Origin of the sequence: Microbacterium oleivorans NBRC 103075 (genome assembly GCF_001552475.1) — a bacterium.
GTDB classification, from domain to species: domain Bacteria; phylum Actinomycetota; class Actinomycetes; order Actinomycetales; family Microbacteriaceae; genus Microbacterium; species Microbacterium oleivorans.
Genome location: NZ_BCRG01000013.1, coordinates 1 through 15,830, shown reverse-complemented (window position 1 = coordinate 15,830; position 15,830 = coordinate 1). Strand labels below are relative to the sequence as shown.

The 15,830-nt window shown below is 68.7% G+C and carries 17 protein-coding genes; 11 read left to right on the top strand and 6 right to left on the bottom strand.

Features of this window, described 5'->3' with window-relative positions:
- The first annotated feature begins 5 nt into the window (after positions 1–5).
- Positions 6–641, top strand: a complete 636-nt coding sequence (locus tag MO1_RS12375) for an NADPH-dependent F420 reductase (RefSeq protein ID WP_060916184.1) — start codon at positions 6–8, stop codon at positions 639–641.
- 45 nt (positions 642–686) lie between these two features.
- On the opposite strand, the gene MO1_RS12370 is transcribed toward MO1_RS12375, so the two are convergent.
- Together MO1_RS12370 and MO1_RS12365 are read right to left on the bottom strand one after the other, a co-directional pair.
- Positions 687–2,093, bottom strand: a complete 1,407-nt coding sequence (locus MO1_RS12370; RefSeq protein ID WP_060916183.1) for an MFS transporter — start codon at positions 2,091–2,093, stop codon at positions 687–689.
- Between the two features lie 45 nt (positions 2,094–2,138).
- Entirely contained in the window at positions 2,139–2,690 is a 552-nt protein-coding gene (locus MO1_RS12365) for a GNAT family N-acetyltransferase (protein WP_060916182.1), read from the bottom strand.
- A 168-nt stretch (positions 2,691–2,858) separates the two neighbouring features.
- On the opposite strand from MO1_RS12365, the gene dnaK reads away from it, so the two are divergent.
- The 5 genes from dnaK to MO1_RS12340 all read left to right on the top strand — a co-directional run bounded on the left by dnaK (position 2,859) and on the right by MO1_RS12340 (position 7,836).
- Positions 2,859–4,721, top strand: a complete 1,863-nt coding sequence (gene dnaK, locus MO1_RS12360; protein WP_060916181.1) for a molecular chaperone DnaK — start codon at positions 2,859–2,861, stop codon at positions 4,719–4,721.
- Positions 4,722–4,723: 2 nt separating this feature from the next.
- Positions 4,724–5,314: a nucleotide exchange factor GrpE gene (locus MO1_RS12355; RefSeq protein WP_060916180.1), complete on the top strand. Its 591-nt coding sequence runs from the start codon at positions 4,724–4,726 to the stop codon at positions 5,312–5,314.
- A 12-nt stretch (positions 5,315–5,326) separates the two neighbouring features.
- Entirely contained in the window at positions 5,327–6,310 is a 984-nt protein-coding gene (locus MO1_RS12350; protein WP_036311628.1) for a DnaJ C-terminal domain-containing protein, read from the top strand.
- Positions 6,311–6,320: 10 nt separating this feature from the next.
- Positions 6,321–6,752, top strand: coding sequence for a heat shock protein transcriptional repressor HspR (locus tag MO1_RS12345; protein ID WP_036311630.1), 432 nt, complete (start codon positions 6,321–6,323; stop codon positions 6,750–6,752).
- A gap of 157 nt (positions 6,753–6,909) precedes the next feature.
- The gene (locus MO1_RS12340; protein ID WP_060916179.1) at positions 6,910–7,836 is read left to right on the top strand and encodes a DUF559 domain-containing protein; all 927 of its coding nucleotides are present in this window, start codon (positions 6,910–6,912) and stop codon (positions 7,834–7,836) included.
- Between the two features lie 52 nt (positions 7,837–7,888).
- Here MO1_RS12340 and MO1_RS12335 read toward each other — a convergent pair whose 3' ends face one another.
- Complete coding sequence (locus MO1_RS12335) at positions 7,889–8,479, bottom strand: hypothetical protein (protein ID WP_036311635.1); 591 nt, start codon at positions 8,477–8,479, stop codon at positions 7,889–7,891.
- A 181-nt stretch (positions 8,480–8,660) separates the two neighbouring features.
- Between MO1_RS12335 and MO1_RS12330 the strand changes: the two genes are divergently transcribed.
- Entirely contained in the window at positions 8,661–9,860 is a 1,200-nt protein-coding gene (locus tag MO1_RS12330) for a glycosyltransferase (RefSeq protein ID WP_036309814.1), read from the top strand.
- A gap of 1 nt (position 9,861) precedes the next feature.
- A complete protein-coding gene (locus MO1_RS12325; RefSeq protein ID WP_060916178.1) occupies positions 9,862–10,956 on the top strand; it encodes a glycosyltransferase in 1,095 nt (364 codons plus the stop codon).
- 6 nt (positions 10,957–10,962) lie between these two features.
- On the opposite strand, the gene MO1_RS12320 is transcribed toward MO1_RS12325, so the two are convergent.
- The 3 genes from MO1_RS12320 to MO1_RS14925 are packed head-to-tail and all read right to left on the bottom strand — an operon-like array spanning position 10,963 to position 11,802.
- Positions 10,963–11,175 carry a hypothetical protein gene (locus MO1_RS12320; protein ID WP_036309518.1) on the bottom strand — a complete coding sequence of 71 codons (213 nt, stop codon included), beginning with the start codon at positions 11,173–11,175 and terminating at the stop codon, positions 10,963–10,965.
- A 39-nt stretch (positions 11,176–11,214) separates the two neighbouring features.
- The gene (locus MO1_RS12315) at positions 11,215–11,610 is read right to left on the bottom strand and encodes a hypothetical protein (RefSeq protein ID WP_060916177.1); all 396 of its coding nucleotides are present in this window, start codon (positions 11,608–11,610) and stop codon (positions 11,215–11,217) included.
- A 60-nt stretch (positions 11,611–11,670) separates the two neighbouring features.
- The gene (locus MO1_RS14925; RefSeq protein ID WP_255209268.1) at positions 11,671–11,802 is read right to left on the bottom strand and encodes a hypothetical protein; all 132 of its coding nucleotides are present in this window, start codon (positions 11,800–11,802) and stop codon (positions 11,671–11,673) included.
- A gap of 100 nt (positions 11,803–11,902) precedes the next feature.
- Between MO1_RS14925 and MO1_RS12310 the strand changes: the two genes are divergently transcribed.
- From MO1_RS12310 to MO1_RS12300, 3 genes are read left to right on the top strand one after another with little or no spacing between them, the layout of a single operon-like run.
- Positions 11,903–12,889: a GlxA family transcriptional regulator gene (locus tag MO1_RS12310; protein ID WP_060916234.1), complete on the top strand. Its 987-nt coding sequence runs from the start codon at positions 11,903–11,905 to the stop codon at positions 12,887–12,889.
- 52 nt (positions 12,890–12,941) lie between these two features.
- Positions 12,942–15,152 (top strand): ATP-dependent Clp protease ATP-binding subunit, encoded by a 2,211-nt coding sequence (locus MO1_RS12305; protein WP_082724416.1) that lies wholly within the window; start codon positions 12,942–12,944, stop codon positions 15,150–15,152.
- Positions 15,152–15,691, top strand: coding sequence for a GNAT family N-acetyltransferase (locus MO1_RS12300; RefSeq protein ID WP_060916176.1), 540 nt, complete (start codon positions 15,152–15,154; stop codon positions 15,689–15,691). Before MO1_RS12305 ends, MO1_RS12300 begins: the two co-directional genes overlap by 1 nt.
- The last annotated feature ends 139 nt before the right edge of the window (positions 15,692–15,830 follow it).

The following is a 15,830-nucleotide window of genomic DNA, read 5'->3' as shown; positions in this document are numbered from 1 at the left end:
GAGGTATGACACACGTAGGAATCATCGGAGCAGGTCACATCGGTTCGGCAGTTGCACGCGGACTCGTCGCGCAGGGACACCAGGTCGCGATCAGCAACTCGCGCGGACCCGAGACGCTCGCAGATCTCGTCGCCGAACTCGGTGAGAACGCCCACGCCATGACGGCAGCGGATGCCGCCGCCTTCGGCGAGTGGGTCGTCGTCACCATCCCGCTCAAGAACATCGACGACCTGCCGGTCGTCGAGCTCGCCGGCAAGATCGTCGTCGACACCAACAACTACTACTGGGAGCGCGACGGCCACATCGCCGAGCTCGACGAGAAGAAGACCACGACCTCGCGGATGCTGCAGGACCGCCTGCCGGAGTCGACCGTCGTCAAGGGCTTCAACCACATCCCGGCCGCCGACATCACCACCGACGGTGCCCCCGCCGGTGCGGCGGATCGCCGTGCGCTGGCGACCTCGAGCGACTCGGATGACGCCATCGTCTTCATCACGAAGCTCTACGACGACTTCGGCTTCGACACCGTCAACGTCGGACCTCTCGATGAGAGCTGGCGCGTCGAGCGCGACCAGCCCGCGTACGTGATCCGGCAGACCGCCGACGAGCTGCGCGCGAACCTGGCCCGCGCCGAGCGCTGAGCCCCGGCATCCGCTCGGATCGGTCCCCTCGGTGAACTGCCGCGGTCAGCGCAGATGCGCGGGCCGCGGCAGTTTCACGAAGAGCATGAGCACGAGGCCGATCACGAGCACGATCGCGATGCCGAGGATGCCCCAGTAGGTGGCGCCGAAGGCCGTGATGAACAGCGTCCACATCGCCGGAGCGAGGAAGCTGACCACGCGGCCCGTCGTCGCGTAGAGCCCGAAGACCTCGCCCTGCATGTGCTCCGGCGTGATGCGCGCGAGCAGCGACCGCGTCGACGCCTGCGCCGGGCCCACGAAGGCGCAGAGGGCGAGCCCGAGGATCCAGAACGGCAGCTTCCCGGCGTCGTGCAGCAGGAACACCCCGAGCGCGGCAACGACGAGGCCGACGAGCGAGGTCAGGATGATCGCCCGGGCGCCGAAGCGGTCGTCGAGGCGGCCGGCGATGACCGTCGAGATTCCGGCGACGAGGTTCGCGGCGATGCCGAAGAGGATGACCTCGTTGGGTGAGAACCCGAACGCGACCGCAGCGAGCACGCCACCGAACGCGAAGACTCCGCCGAGCCCGTCGCGGTAGACGGCGCTCGCGAGCAGGAACCACGCCGTCGGCCGGTGCGAGCGGAACAGCTCGCGGATCGATCGGAAGAAGGCGCGGAACCAGGCCGTGAACCCCAGCGGGGGCTCGCCGGCGGGTGCGGGCGGCTCGGGGACGTTCCGGAACAGCGGAATCGCGAAGACGATGGTCCAGACCGCGCACCCGACCGCGATCAGCCGGTAGGCGAGGCCATCCGAGGTGTCGAGCCCGAACCATTCGACCGCGTTGAGGATGACGACGGCCACGAGGGCCAGGATGCCGCCGATGTAGCCGAGCCCCCAGCCGAGCCCCGAGACCTTGCCGACCGTGCGCGGGGTCGAGACGCTCACCAGCAGCGCGTTGTAGTTGACGCCCGCGATCTCGGATGCGACGGCGCCCAACGAGACGATGATCGCGCCGAGCCAGAAGTACGACGGCTCGGCGAAGACGAAGAACAGGCCGAACTGCAGGAGCGCCAGGAGCGCGGTCGCAATGAGCAGCCAGCGCTTCTTGCGCCCCTTTCGATCGGCGACCTGCCCGAGGATCGGCGCGAGCAGCAGGATCGCGAGTCCGGCGATGGTCGAGACCAGTCCGTAGCCGCTCGACAGGTCTGCCAGAGCGGACTGCTTCACCGGGTCGTCATCGGCGAGGGCGGCGATGTCGGCCGGCAGGAACGTGTCGGACACGAGGTACAGCGACACGAAGACGAAGGTCAGGATGACCGAGTTGAACGGCTGGGTCGCCCAGTCCCACATCGCCCAGGACACGACGTTCCTGCGCGCGACGGGGCGCTCTTCGAGGTCCTGGAACATCACGGGGAGGGCGCCGCTGTCGGCGGTGGCGGGGATCTCGGGCGTCCCGCCGCTGGAACGCGTCATGAGCCGCACACTACCCCCGCCGCGGGACAACTCGGTGTCGCGACGTCACCCCTGCGTCGGAAGGTCCCATACGACGGGCGTCACGGTGCCGTCACGCCAGTCGCGGCGGAGGATGCTGTACGCGACGGATGCCCGCAGTCGCCCGTCGTCGGTCGGCCAGCCCTCGCGGTAGTAGGCCTCCTGAACCCACCCGCAACGGACGAACACGCGTCGCATCGCGACGTTGTCCTCCCGGGTCTGCCCCTCGAACCGGTTGACGTCCGGCAGGGTCGTGAAGACGTAGTCGGTCGCGGCGCGGAGCACCTCGGCGGCGAGCCCCCGGCCGCGGTGGGCCGTGTCCAGGCGCAGATCGAACAGCGGCGCATCGTCGCTGAGGTCCTCCAGGCGGAAGAAACCGAGGCGGCCGTCCTCGTCGCTGTCGATCCAGAACGAGGCGTGGTCCTCATCCGCGTAGGCGCCGTCGTCGATCGCGTCCGCGATCTGCGTTGCCGTCGGATTCGTGCGGACGTGGAACGGGAACGTCTGCGACGTCATGAAGGTGATCAGTGCGTCGCGGTCGGCGCCGGTGGGGTCGAGTGGGGTGAAGCGGATCGGCATCCGTTCACGCTAACCTCGGCGCCAGCCTGCAAACTTGATATGAGTCGGCTCAAGTTGGTTTGACGCTCGACGTCGGTCGGAGTAACGTTGAGTCATCGCGGCTCAGGTTCCACCCGACGCCGCGGAAAGACTTCAGATCTACGCGAACGTCACACGAAGGAGCATCACATGGCACGTGCAGTGGGAATCGACCTGGGAACGACCAACTCGGTCGTCGCCGTCCTCGAAGGTGGCGAGCCGAAGGTCATCGCCAACGCCGAGGGTCTTCGCACGACTCCGTCGGTCGTCGCCTTCACGAAGGACGGCGAGGTGCTCGTCGGTGAGACCGCGAAGCGCCAGGCAGTCACGAACGTCGACCGCACCCTGACCTCCGTCAAGCGCCACATGGGCACCGACTGGAAGACCCAGGCCATCGACGGCAAGAACTACACGCCGCAGGAGATCTCGGCGCGCATCCTCCAGAAGCTCAAGCGCGACGCCGAGCAGTACCTCGGTGACACGGTGACGGATGCCGTCATCACGGTCCCCGCCTACTTCAACGACGCCGAGCGTCAGGCCACGAAGGAAGCCGGCGAGATCGCTGGCCTCAACGTCCTCCGCATCATCAACGAGCCGACCGCCGCCGCGCTCGCCTACGGCCTCGACAAGGGCAAGGAAGATGAGCTCATCCTCGTCTTCGACCTCGGTGGTGGAACGTTCGACGTCTCCCTCCTCGAGGTGGGCAAGGACGACGATTTCTCGACCATCCAGGTCCGCTCGACCGCCGGTGACAACCGCCTCGGTGGAGACGACTGGGACCAGCGCGTCGTCGAGTACCTGATCAAGCAGTTCAAGGACACGACCGGCGTCGACGTCTCGAGCGACAAGATCGCCCTGCAGCGCCTCAAGGAAGCTGCCGAGCAGGCGAAGAAGGAGCTCTCGAGCTCGCAGTCGGCCTCGATCAACCTGCCGTACCTGTCGCTGACCGACTCGGGCCCCGTCTCGCTGTCCGAGACGCTGAGCCGCGCGAAGTTCGAGGACCTCACCAAGGACCTCCTCGACCGCACGAAGAAGCCCTTCGAGGACGTCATCCGCGAAGCCGGCATCAAGGTCGCCGACATCGACCACGTCGTGCTCGTCGGTGGATCGACGCGTATGCCCGCCGTGAGCGAGCTCGTGAAGAAGGAAGCCGGCAAGGAGCCCAACAAGGGCGTCAACCCCGACGAGGTCGTCGCCGTCGGTGCCGCTCTGCAGGCCGGTGTCCTGAAGGGCGAGCGCAAGGACGTCCTCCTCATCGACGTCACCCCGCTGAGCCTCGGCATCGAGACTAAGGGCGGCATCATGACGAAGCTCATCGAGCGCAACACGGCCATCCCGACCAAGCGCAGCGAGACCTTCACGACCGCTGACGACAACCAGCCGTCCGTCGCCATCCAGGTCTTCCAGGGCGAGCGCGACTTCACCCGCGACAACAAGCCGCTGGGTACGTTCGAGCTCACCGGCATCGCGCCGGCACCCCGCGGCATCCCGCAGGTCGAGGTCACCTTCGACATCGACGCCAACGGCATCGTGCACGTCTCCGCGAAGGACAAGGGCACCGGCAAGGAGCAGTCGATGACGATCACCGGCGGCTCGTCGCTGCCGAAGGACGACATCGAGCGGATGGTGCGCGAGGCCGAGGAGCACGCGGCTGAGGACAAGAAGCGCCGCGAGGCCGCTGAGGTCCGCAACCAGGCCGAGACGCTCTCGTACTCGATCGAAAAGCTTCTCAGCGAGAACGCCGACAAGCTGCCCGAGGACGTCAAGACCGAGGTCCAGGCCGACGTCGACGCGCTCAAGACGGCGCTCGCGGGCGACAACGACGACACCGTCAAGGACGCCTTCGACAAGCTGAACGCCTCGCAGGGCAAGATCGGCGAAGCGATCTACGCCGCGAGCCAGGCGGACGCCGCACAGGCCCCGACCGACGCGCCCGCCGGCGAGCAGCCGGCATCCTCCGATGAGGATGTCGTCGACGCCGAGGTCGTGGACGACGAGGACGAGAAGAAGTAACCATGGCGGACAAGGACTTCGACAAGCCGGAGGACGGCGACGACGTCGCCGCAACGCCGGCCGACGAGTCGGCCGAGCACGCCGGGGATGCCGACACGGAGCCGGACGCGCTCACGGTCGACGACATCCTCGGCGCGGCTCAGTCCGACGAGGCCGCCGTCGCGGACGCCCCGGAGGAGGAGCACGATCTGCTCCTCGACCTGAAGCGGGTGCAGGCGGAGTACGCCAACTACCGTCGCCGGACCGAGGACCAGCGCGAGGTGGAGATCGCGCGTGCCAAGGGTGCGGTCGCCAAGGGGATGCTGCCCGTGCTCGACGATCTCGATCGCGCTGAGAAGCACGGCGACCTCGAAGAGGGCACCGTGCTGGCGGCGATCGCCGAGAAGACGCGTGCTGTCGTGGCACGGCTGGGAGTAGAGCGCTACGGCGCTGCGGGCGACGCGTTCGACCCGCAGCAGCACGAGGCGATCTTCCAGGCGCCCACCCCCGGCACGACCGAGCCGACGATCCTCGAGGTCGTCGAGGTCGGTTACCGCCTCGGGGATCTCGAGCTGCGTCCGGCGAAGGTCGTGGTCGCCGTTCCGGCTGAGTGAGGAAGCGCATCGATGGCCAGTCAGGATTGGTTCGATAAGGACTTCTACAAGGTGCTCGGGGTGTCCAAGGACGTCTCCGACGCCGACTTGAAGAAGACGTACCGCAAGCTGGCGCGCACCTATCACCCCGACTCGAACGCGGGAGACCCCACGGCCGAGGCGAAGTTCAAAGAGGTCAGCGAGGCGTACTCGGTGCTCAGCGACAAGGAGCAGCGCGCCGAGTACGACCAGCTGCGCGCCATGGGCTCGGGGAGTGCACGCTTCCAGCCCGGGGCGAGCGGCGGGTTCGAAGACGTGTTCAGCCGGTTCCAGCCCGGCGGCGCGGGCGGCCAGCAGGCCGACTTCGACGACCTCTTCGCGATGTTCGGGCAGCAGGGCGGGGGCCGGTTCGGCTCCGGTCGCTTCGGGCAGCCGAGCGGTGGATTCCGCGGCTTCGGCGGCCCGCAGCGCGGAGCCGACGTCACCGCTCGTACGACGCTGGACTTCACCACGGCGGTCCGTGGCGAGACGATCACGCTCCAGGGCGACGACGGCAAGCCGATCAAGGTCAAGATCCCCGCGGGGGTCTCGGACGGCCAGAAGATCAAGCTGCGCGGTCGAGGTCGTCCCTCGCCGGATGGTGGGGAGTCGGGCGATATCGTCCTGACGGTGGGGGTCCGCCCGCATCCGGTTTTCACGCGGGAAGGGCTGAACCTCCGCATCCATGTGCCGGTCACGTTCACCGAGGCCGCGCTGGGCGCCACGATCGAGGTGCCGACCCTGGGCGGCGACAGCGTCAAGCTGCGCGTCGCGCCGGGAACCCCGTCGGGTCGTGTGCTGCGCGTCAAGGGTCGCGGGGTTCAGACCGCGAAGGGCACCGGCGACCTCCTCGCCGAGGTGCAGGTCGCGGTTCCGACCCACCTCGACGGACCGGCCCGCGAAGCACTCGAACGGTTCCACGAGTTGGAGCCCAAGGAGAACCCCCGCGCCGACTTGATGGCCAAGGCGCGCGAGTGAGGTGAGAGGCATGGCGAACGAGCAGGTCGACGAAGAAGCCCCGATCCTCGCGATCGCGGTGGCCGCCGAGCTCGCCGGCATGCACCCGCAGACGCTGCGTCAGTACGACCGGCTGGGACTCGTGGTACCGGCGCGCACCCGTGGCGGGTCGCGCCGGTACTCCCTCCGGCACGTCGCGCAGCTGCGGGAAGTCGCGCAGATGTCGGCCGACGGTGTGAGTCTGCCGGCCATCTCGCGCATCATCGAGCTCGAGAACCAGGTGCGGATGCTGCGCCGCGAGGTGTCGGGACTGCAGGCGCGCCTGCGCGACGAGGTCGCCGCGCGCCGCGGCGCCCGGGTGTTCGCCGCCGGCGCGACCGGATCGGTCGTCACGCTCCGGCAGGGCACGCGCGTCCGCCGCGCGACCGACGTGGTCCTCTGGCGCCCGTCGTCTGACGACTGACCGGCGGCGTCGAGCCGTCGCAGATGGTCGTTCGATGGCGAGGAAAGCGACCATCTGAGACGTTTCGCGACTCCTCCCCGGTGGCGGGCGGCGAGAACAGTCCACAGAGAGGGGTCTGACGCGACGACGGGTGCCCCGACGAGGGGACGGTGGGCGGATGCCGCTGACTCTGCCCCCGGACCTTCCCGACCGATTCCACGTAGCCCAGGCGCTCGACGCGGGCGTCTCACGCCGCCGTCTCCGTAACCTGTCGCTGGCCGCGCCGTTCTATGGCGTGCGCTCGCGCGATCGCGGCGATGATGTCCGGGCGCTCGCCCTCGCCTATGTGCCGAAGCTCCGGCGACAGGAGCACTGCTCTCACGCAACCGCGCTCATCCTCGTGGGTGGCTGGGCTCCCGACAGGCTGCATCGTGCGGTCGATGTGACCGCAATCCCGCCGACGGTTCGGGCGCGCGGGGCAGGGGTGCGCGGCCACGAGCTGACCACCGCTCGCATCCAAGCAGTCGAAGGGCTGCCGGTGTCCACCCCGGCCGCGGCGTGGTGCCAGGCGGCATCCCTTCTCAGTGATCGGGAACTCATCGTCGCCGCGGATGCACTGATGCGACGCCACAACCCCGTACTCGGGCTCGACGACCTGCTCGACGAGGTGGCTGCCCGCCCGGGAACGCGCGAGGTGCGCCGACTGCGACGCGCGCTGCAGTCCGCGGCGCCGCGCACCGACTCCGTCGCGGAGACTCTGCTGCGGTTGGACGCGCGGGACGCGGGTTTGCCGCCCTTCGAGGTGAACGCCGAGATCCGTGATGCGTACGGCCGGTTCCTCGCCTACGGCGACCTGGTGCATGCGCCGACGAAGGTGCTGCTCGAGTACGACGGGCAACAGCACCGCCTCGACGACCGTCAGTATTCCCGCGACGTCGAGCGGCTGGATGACCTCGCGGCCGCGGGGTGGCGCGTCATCCGCGTCAATCGCTCACACCGTGGCACTGCCCGCCGGTGGATCCTGGAACGGGTCCGAACCACCCTTTTGGAACGGGGGTGGCACCCCGAACCGTCCCAGATGGTCGCCGAGCGGGGTCGGAAGTGACCATCTGCGACGGGTCGACGAAACGAAGCGGATGCCGGGGGTCGAGCGACGGTCAGGCGGGGTCGATGCGGAGGGTGCCGGGGCCCTCGCCGACGGTCAGGTCGCTGACCAGGCGGAGCGAACGGGCGAGTGCGTCGACGGCGGGGATGACGGTGCCGAACCGCTCGCGGTCGGAGATCACTGCGGTCAGCGTGACGAGGTGCGTGCCGGTGTCCCACGTGTACGACGCGAACGGAGTCTGACGCGGGTTCGGGGGCAGCGGCATCTCGAGCTTCTCGCCGACGCCGAGCGGCGAACCGGTGAACGAGACGGTGTCGTCGTACTCGATCGGCATGCTCGCGCGCAGGGTGCGCAGCTGCGGCGTGAGCTCCTGCACCTGGGCCATGGCGACGAGCAGCTCGGGGTCGTCCTTCCACACCCACGCCAGCAGACGCCCGTCGGCACGGCGCATCAGGGCGGGGATCGCCTGGCTCATCGCCCACGCGGCGACCTTGCTGCCGGGCTGCTCGCGACCGAAGGCGGTGTTCGCCTGGGCGAGCAGCATCCCGATCGCCTTCTTGCGGGCGCGACGCCCGCGGAACCCGAAGGAACCGGTGATCGGAACCCAGTGTGCGGGGTCGGCCTGAGCGGAGATGCGCGTCATATCGACCAGCGTAGGTTGCGGCGCCTCGGACCATCCTGAGCCTGGGGCGCGCCGCTCTCCCAGCGGAGGACCACCCGGTCCCGGGCTAGAATCGAGCCCCGGCGCCCCGCACATCCCTGCGCCCCTCAGGCGAGAGCGCCCTCCCGCCCCCGACGCACAGATTGGCCCGCACCCCGTGACCATGACGCCCCCGGACGATCCCGCCGCCGAGCACCGGCCCCTCACCATCATGGTGGCGGCCGACACGTTCGCCCCCGACGTCAACGGCGGTGCCCGATTCACCGAGCGCCTCTCCGCAGGCCTCGCCGCGCGCGGCCACGACGTGCACGTCGTCACGCCGAGTGTCACCCACCGTAACCACGGCGTCTTCACCGAGGTCATCGAGGGTCAGCCGCTGACGGTCCACCGCCTTCCGGGGTGGCGCTACCGCCCGCACGACTGGCTGCGGTTCGTCGCGCCGTGGCGGGCCAAGCACTACTCGCGTCAGCTGCTCGACGAGGTCGACGTGGACGTCGTGCACAGCCAGTCGCACATCGTCATCGGTCGCGCGTTGACCCGCATCGCGCATCAGCGCGGTATCCCTGTGGTTGCGACGAACCACATCATGGCCGACAACATCCTCGACTTCACGCTGCTGCCGAAGTTCCTGTACGACATCTTCCTCAAGGTCGCGTGGGCCGACGCGGAGCGCACCTTCAAGATGTCGCGCGCGGTGACGACGCCGACACGCAAGGCCGCTGAGTTCCTCGAGAACACGATCGACATCTCCGGCGTCGTGCCGATCAGCTGCGGCATCCGCCAGAGCAACTACACGCCCAACCTCGAGCCGCGCGAGAAGCGGCGTCGCGTGCTGTTCGTCGGGCGACTGACGACCGAAAAGCACGTCGAGGTCACGCTCGAGGCGATCTCGAAGCTGCCCGATCTCGACCTGCAGTTCGAAATCGTCGGCGGCGGTGATCAGCGCAAGAGTCTCGGGCAGGTGACCCAGCGCCTCGGCCTCGAGGACCGCGTCACCTTCCTCGGACGAGTGTCCGAAGAGGAGCTCCGCGAGGCGTACACGCGCGCCGATGTCTTCGTCATCGCCTCCGTCGCCGAGCTGCAGTCGATCGCGACCATGGAGGCCATGGCCTCGGGTCTGCCCGTCATCGCCGCGAACGCGGTCGCACTGCCTCACCTCGTGCACGACGGGGAGAACGGCTACCTGTTCGAGCCCGGCAACGCCGATGAGCTCGCCGAGAAGCTCCGGACGGTGCTCACCGCCGACCAGGCCGAATACTCGCGGATGCAGCAGGCCTCGCTCGACGGCGTCGTCATCCACGACATCGAGCGCACCCTCGACACGTTCGAGAAGCTGTACCGCGGCGAACCGCTCGACCGCTGACATGCGTCTGTTCTTCGACGCGCGCTACATCCGCACGGACTTCCACGACGGCATCAGCCGCTACTCGGCCGAGCTCGCGCAGGCGGTGGCGGATGCCGCATCCGCCCATCAGGCCGAAGTCACGTATGTGATCCACGACGAGCGGCAACGCGCCTTCCTGCCCGACGGCGCAATCACCTTGACGATCCACTCGCCGACGTCGGCCAAGGAACCGCTCTCGTCGTTGCTGCTGAACCGGCACCGACCCGACGTGCTGTTCTCGCCGATGCAGACCATCGGGTCGGCCGGTCGACGGTTCCGCCTCATCCTCACGCTGCACGACACGATCTACTACCGCCACCGCACCCCGCCGCGTGCGCTGCCCTGGTACGTGCGGCTCGGGTGGCGGGTGTTCCACCTGTCGTACTGGCCGCAGCGGTGGACCCTGAACGCGGCTGATCTCGTCGCGACGGTCAGTGAGACGAGCGCGCGCCAGTTCGCGCGCGTGCGGCTGACGAAGCGCCCGGTCGTCGTGATCCCCAACGCGCCGCAGCGTCTCGCCGAGTTGCTGCCGGAGGGAACGGCCGTCGGTGCGGGTCCCGTGCGGAACCTCGTCTACATGGGCTCGTTCATGCCGTACAAGAACGTCGAAACTCTCGTGACGGCGATGCGGGAGCTTCCCGAGCACACGCTGCACCTGCTGTCGCGCATCACGCCCGAGCGTCGCGCCGAGCTGACGGCCCTGGCCGGCGGCGCGTCGGTCGTCTTCCACGACGGGGTGACGGATGCCGCCTACGCGGCGCTCCTCGCCGACGACGCCGCCCTGGTGACCACGAGCCTCGACGAGGGGTACGGACTCCCCGTGGCGGAGGCGCTGGAGCTGGGTGTTCCCGCGGTGGTCACCGACATGGAGATCTTCCGCGAAGTCGCGGGTGACGGTGCGTTGTACGTCGACCCGCTCGATCCGCACGATGTGGCGCGCGCGGTGCGCTCACTCGATGAGCCGGGCGTGCGAGAGCGCCTCGTCGACGCGGGGACGAGCCACATCCGCTCGTTCGACTGGGCTCGCTCCGCGCAGATCCTGCTGGCGGCGGCGAAGGACCTCAGCCGGAGCTGAGCGGGGTCAGATCCCGCCGGCGCCGCCGGCGTTGCTCCGGTTGTCGACGTACGTCGCGGTGGCCTTGGCCATGCGTGCCTCGGAATCGATCGCGCGACGGGCAGCCGCGCCGCGACCTTCCTCGTCGGTGACCGATCGGTCGCGACGCGCGCGACGGTTCGCGATGAACAGGCTCGCGGCGATGATCCCGACGACGACAGCTGCGAAACCGTATTCCATGTCCTCAACCTAGCCGGATCCAGCTCGCGGGCGCACCTGTCAGAAGAGTCCGCTGGCGATCGTGGAGGACAGGAATCCCAGCACCGTGCCGACGACCGTGGCTGCGGCGAGACCGATCGCGATGCCGCCGAGGAGGCGGACAGCGGCATCCCGCTTCACGGCGACGAGGCCGAGGATGAGGGCGACCAGGGCGAGCGCGCAGGTGAAGACCGCGGAGAAGCCATTGGCGATGCCGAGCAGGGTGGGGTCGGAGGCCATGCGGTAGAGCTGGATCGTGATCATCGGCCAGATGCCGCCCAGCAGGACCGGGACGGCGGCGATGATCACGGCGGTGATCGCGAGGCCACGACCCGCGCCGGCCGGTGCGGGCGGAGTGCCGTACGGGTAGCCGGGCTGCTGCTGCTGCGGCGGGTACGGCGGGACGGGTTCGCTCATCAGGGTTCCTCTCGCGGGACCCCGAGTCTAGGGGCGGGCCTCTCAGTGGCGGAAGGCGGGTCACGGGAAGCGGGACCCGAGCGTCCGGGTCGGCTGGCGGCGATAGCCATCGAGGGCGACAACTCGGACGACAGCGAGGGCGGCGCTGACGATCACGACGACCAGGAAGAGAAGAAGCAGTGCGGCGGTCATGGCAGAAACGCTATGCTTGCCCTCATCCTGCCACTAGTGGCCGCTGGGACACTGCCCGCAGGAATCCTGCCAACTCGGTTTCACCTCTTTGGGGGTCGTCATGCTCACCACCGTCGCGTGTCTCGTGCAGCCCGGTTTCGCGCCCTTCGAGTTCGGACTCGCCTGCGAGGCGTTCGGGCTCGATCGGACTGACGACGGCATCCGGAACTTCGATTTCCGCATCGTGACGCCCGACCCGGGCGCCGTGCCGAGCAACCTGTCGTTCTCGATCAACGTCGACGCGGACCTGTCGTTCGCGGACGAGGCGGACCTGGTGATCGTGACGCCGATCCCGCGTGAGGCGTGGACGAACGTGGATCCTCGCGTGCTCGACGTGATCCGGCGGGCCGTCGATCGCGGCGCGTGGGTGCTGACGGTGTGCAGCGGGTCCTTCGCGGTCGCGGCATCCGGTGTCCTGTCGGGTCGTCGCGCGACGACGCACTGGCGGTACGCCGAGACGATGGCGAGCATGTACCCCGACATCGAGGTCGACCCGAACGTGCTCTATGTGCAGTCGGACCGGATCATCACGAGCGCGGGGACCGCGGCGGGACTCGACGCCTGCCTGCACCTGCTGCGACTGGAGCTGGGGGCCGAAGCGGCGAACACGATCGCCCGCCGGATGGTCGTGCCGCCGCAGCGCGACGGCGGGCAGGCGCAGTTCATCGCCTCGCCGCTCCCGGTGTCGACGTCGCTCTCGCTGACGCCCGTGACCGAATGGATGCTGGAGAACCTCCGTCTCGACCTCTCGGTCGACCAGTTGGCGGGGAAGGCGCACATGTCGCCGCGCACGTTCGCCCGTCGGTTCAAGGCCGATTACGGCACGACACCGGCGGCGTGGCTCGCGCGCCAGCGGATCCTGCACGCGCAGCGGCTGCTCGAGCAGACCGACCTCGGCCTCGACGCGATCGCGTACGAATGCGGGTTCGGGTCGGCAGCGGTGCTCCGCCAGAACTTCTCGCGGGTGCTGGGGACGACGCCGACGGCATACCGGTCCCGGTTCGCCTGCGCGCCCGAGCTGGCCGGATCCCCCGGCATGGCCTCGTGATAAAGTTGAGCCTGACGGACTCAAGTTTTGATCGACCCTTCAGGAGTGGACGATGAACGCACAACCGGCATCCGGACAGGGGGAGCAGGGAAGCGCCCTCGAGCAGTTCGGCATCAACCTCACCGACCGTGCGCGTCAGGGCAAGCTCGACCCCGTCATCGGTCGCGACAGCGAGATCCGCCGGGTGAGCCAGGTGCTCACGCGGCGCACGAAGAACAACCCGGTTCTCATCGGTGAGCCCGGAGTCGGCAAGACCGCCGTCGTCGAAGGGCTCGCGCAACGCATCGTCGCCGGCGACGTCGCCGAGTCGCTCAAGGGTAAGGAACTGATCGCGCTCGACATCTCGGCACTGGTGGCCGGTGCGATGTACCGCGGGCAATTCGAGGAGCGGCTGAAGAGCGTCCTCAAGGAGATCACCGAGTCCGAGGGCCGCGTGATCACCTTCATCGACGAGCTCCACACCCTGATGGGCGCAGGCGGCGGCGAAGGGTCGGTCGCGGCATCCAACATGCTGAAGCCGATGCTCGCGCGCGGTGAGCTGCGCCTGATCGGCGCGACGACGCTCGACGAGTACCGCGAATTCATCGAGAAGGATGCCGCCCTGGAGCGGCGTTTTCAGCAGGTGTACGTGGGCGAGCCGAGCGTCGAGGATTCGATCGCGATCCTCCGCGGGCTGAAGGAGCGCTACGAGGCGCACCACAAGGTCGCGATCTCGGATGGCGCGCTCGTGGCTGCGGCGGCGCTGTCGAACCGGTACATCCCGTCGAGGCAATTGCCCGACAAGGCGATCGACCTCATCGACGAGGCAGCGTCGCGGCTGCGCATGGAGATCGATTCGGCGCCGCTCGAGATCGACGAGCTGCGTCGGCACGCCGACCGGCTGAAGCTCGAAGAGCTCGCGCTGAAGAAGGAGAAGGACGACGCGTCGAAGGAGCGCCTCGCGGCGCTTCGCGATCAACTCGCGAAGGCGCAGCAGGAGCTTGACGATCTGCAGGCGCGGTGGGAGCGAGAGCGGGCATCGCTCAACGCCGTCGGCGATTTCAAGACGCGTCTCGATGCGTTGCGTGTCGAGGCGGAGCGGGCTCAGCGCGAGGGTGATCTCGAGCGCGCGTCGCGGTTGCTGTACGCCGAGATCCCGGCGCTCGAACGCAAGCTCGCCGAGGCGGAGATGGCTGAGGGCGCGATCGGCGAGGGTGCCGAGCGGATGGTGGGCGATCGGGTGACCGACGAGGACATCGCCGAGGTCATTGCGGCGTGGACCGGCATCCCGGTGGGAAAGCTGTTGCAGAGCGAGAGCGCGCGATTGGTGCACCTCGAGTCGGAGCTGGGCAAGCGCCTGATCGGGCAGAAGGCGGCCGTGAAGACGGTGTCGGATGCCGTGCGTCGCTCGCGTGCCGGGATCAGCGACCCGAACCGGCCGACGGGGTCGTTCCTGTTCCTCGGTCCGACGGGTGTCGGTAAGACCGAGCTCGCGAAAGCGCTGGCGGAGTTCCTGTTCGATGATGAGCGCGCGATGGTGCGCATCGACATGAGCGAGTACGGCGAGAAGCACGCGGTGGCGCGGCTCGTCGGTGCGCCTCCCGGATACGTCGGATACGAGCAGGGCGGGCAGCTGACCGAGGCCGTGCGGCGTCGGCCGTACTCGGTGGTGCTGCTGGACGAGGTCGAGAAGGCGCACCCCGAGGTGTTCGACGTGCTGCTGCAGGTGCTCGACGACGGCCGGCTGACGGATGGTCAGGGGCGGACGGTCGACTTCACGAACACGATCCTGATCCTGACGAGCAACATCGGGTCGCCGGTGCTGATCGATCCGACGCTGACGGACGAGAAGAAGCGGGAACAGGTCATGGCGATGGTGCGTCAAGCGTTCCGGCCGGAGTTCCTGAACCGTCTTGACGACGTCGTGATGTTCTCGCCGTTGACCGAGTCGGATCTCGCGCAGATCGTCGAATTGGCGGTGGATGCGCTGCAGGTGCGGTTGCGTTCTCGTCGGCTGACGTTGGCAGTGACGCCGGATGCGCGGGCGTGGCTCGCCGAGCGCGGGTTCGACCCGCTGTTCGGTGCGCGGCCGCTGCGCCGGCTGATCCAGTCGGAGATCCAGGACCGGCTCGCGATGGCGCTGTTGTCGGGCGGAGTCCATGACGGCGACCTGGTGCGCGTGGACGTGTCGGTCGACGGCTCGCAACTCGTGCTGACGAGCAGCGGGCAGACACCGCCGGATTCGTTTGGCGATGACGTCATCGAGGCGGAGTTGCTCGACTGATGCCGGAGGTCGCGCTCGGCGACGGGGTGGTGATGCGGGAGCTCGCGTCGGCGGATGCTGCGGCGCTCGCCGAGGCGTACCGCCGGAACCGCGAGCGGCTGGCGTCGTGGGAGCCGGTGCGCGTGCCGTCTTTCTTCACCGAGGCCGGTCAGGCCGCGGATGTCGACGCGGTACTGCGGGAGTGCGACGCGCGGCTCGCTGCTCCCTTCGTGCTCGCCGCGGGTGCGCGGATCGTCGGCCGACTGAACCTGTCGGGAATCGTGCGCGGCGCGTTCCAGAGCGCGAATCTCGGCTACTGGATCGATGACGAGTTCGGTCGCCGCGGGCTGATGACCGCAGCGGTGGATGCCGCGGCCCACATCGCTCGGGATCAGCTCGGGCTTCATCGCATTCAGGCGGCGACGCTGCTGCACAACGCCGCATCACAGGCCGTGCTGCGGCGGTGCGGGTTCACGGAGATCGGCGTGGCGTCGCGGTATCTGCGGATCGCGGGGCGGTGGCAGGACCATCTGCTGTTCCAGCGGATCTTGGAGGAGTGACGCGGGCGCTGCATGGTGACGCGCGTCACGACGCGACGGGTGCCCGGAGGCGATGGGTGGGGGGCGACCGCGGAGTGATCAGAACGGTGCGGGTTCTCCGGCAACAGGTGGTGCGGAAGGGGTGAAGGCGACGGCCGGT

What these genes read in the sequence shown, in the direction of transcription:
- MO1_RS14925 (WP_255209268.1), bottom strand. Translation starts at nt 11,802, where the DNA reads ATGACCGCCGCACTGCTTCTTCTCTTCCTGGTCGTCGTGATCGTCAGC.
- MO1_RS12300 (WP_060916176.1), top strand. Translation starts at nt 15,152, where the DNA reads ATGCCGGAGGTCGCGCTCGGCGACGGGGTGGTGATGCGGGAGCTCGCG.
- MO1_RS12370 (WP_060916183.1), bottom strand. Translation starts at nt 2,093, where the DNA reads ATGACGCGTTCCAGCGGCGGGACGCCCGAGATCCCCGCCACCGCCGAC.
- MO1_RS12350 (WP_036311628.1), top strand. Translation starts at nt 5,327, where the DNA reads ATGGCCAGTCAGGATTGGTTCGATAAGGACTTCTACAAGGTGCTCGGG.
- MO1_RS12315 (WP_060916177.1), bottom strand. Translation starts at nt 11,610, where the DNA reads ATGAGCGAACCCGTCCCGCCGTACCCGCCGCAGCAGCAGCAGCCCGGC.
- MO1_RS12345 (WP_036311630.1), top strand. Translation starts at nt 6,321, where the DNA reads ATGGCGAACGAGCAGGTCGACGAAGAAGCCCCGATCCTCGCGATCGCG.
- MO1_RS12335 (WP_036311635.1), bottom strand. Translation starts at nt 8,479, where the DNA reads ATGACGCGCATCTCCGCTCAGGCCGACCCCGCACACTGGGTTCCGATC.
- MO1_RS12375 (WP_060916184.1), top strand. Translation starts at nt 6, where the DNA reads ATGACACACGTAGGAATCATCGGAGCAGGTCACATCGGTTCGGCAGTT.
- MO1_RS12355 (WP_060916180.1), top strand. Translation starts at nt 4,724, where the DNA reads ATGGCGGACAAGGACTTCGACAAGCCGGAGGACGGCGACGACGTCGCC.
- MO1_RS12330 (WP_036309814.1), top strand. Translation starts at nt 8,661, where the DNA reads ATGACGCCCCCGGACGATCCCGCCGCCGAGCACCGGCCCCTCACCATC.
- dnaK (WP_060916181.1), top strand. Translation starts at nt 2,859, where the DNA reads ATGGCACGTGCAGTGGGAATCGACCTGGGAACGACCAACTCGGTCGTC.
- MO1_RS12305 (WP_082724416.1), top strand. Translation starts at nt 12,942, where the DNA reads ATGAACGCACAACCGGCATCCGGACAGGGGGAGCAGGGAAGCGCCCTC.
- MO1_RS12365 (WP_060916182.1), bottom strand. Translation starts at nt 2,690, where the DNA reads ATGCCGATCCGCTTCACCCCACTCGACCCCACCGGCGCCGACCGCGAC.
- MO1_RS12310 (WP_060916234.1), top strand. Translation starts at nt 11,903, where the DNA reads ATGCTCACCACCGTCGCGTGTCTCGTGCAGCCCGGTTTCGCGCCCTTC.
- MO1_RS12340 (WP_060916179.1), top strand. Translation starts at nt 6,910, where the DNA reads ATGCCGCTGACTCTGCCCCCGGACCTTCCCGACCGATTCCACGTAGCC.
- MO1_RS12325 (WP_060916178.1), top strand. Translation starts at nt 9,862, where the DNA reads ATGCGTCTGTTCTTCGACGCGCGCTACATCCGCACGGACTTCCACGAC.
- MO1_RS12320 (WP_036309518.1), bottom strand. Translation starts at nt 11,175, where the DNA reads ATGGAATACGGTTTCGCAGCTGTCGTCGTCGGGATCATCGCCGCGAGC.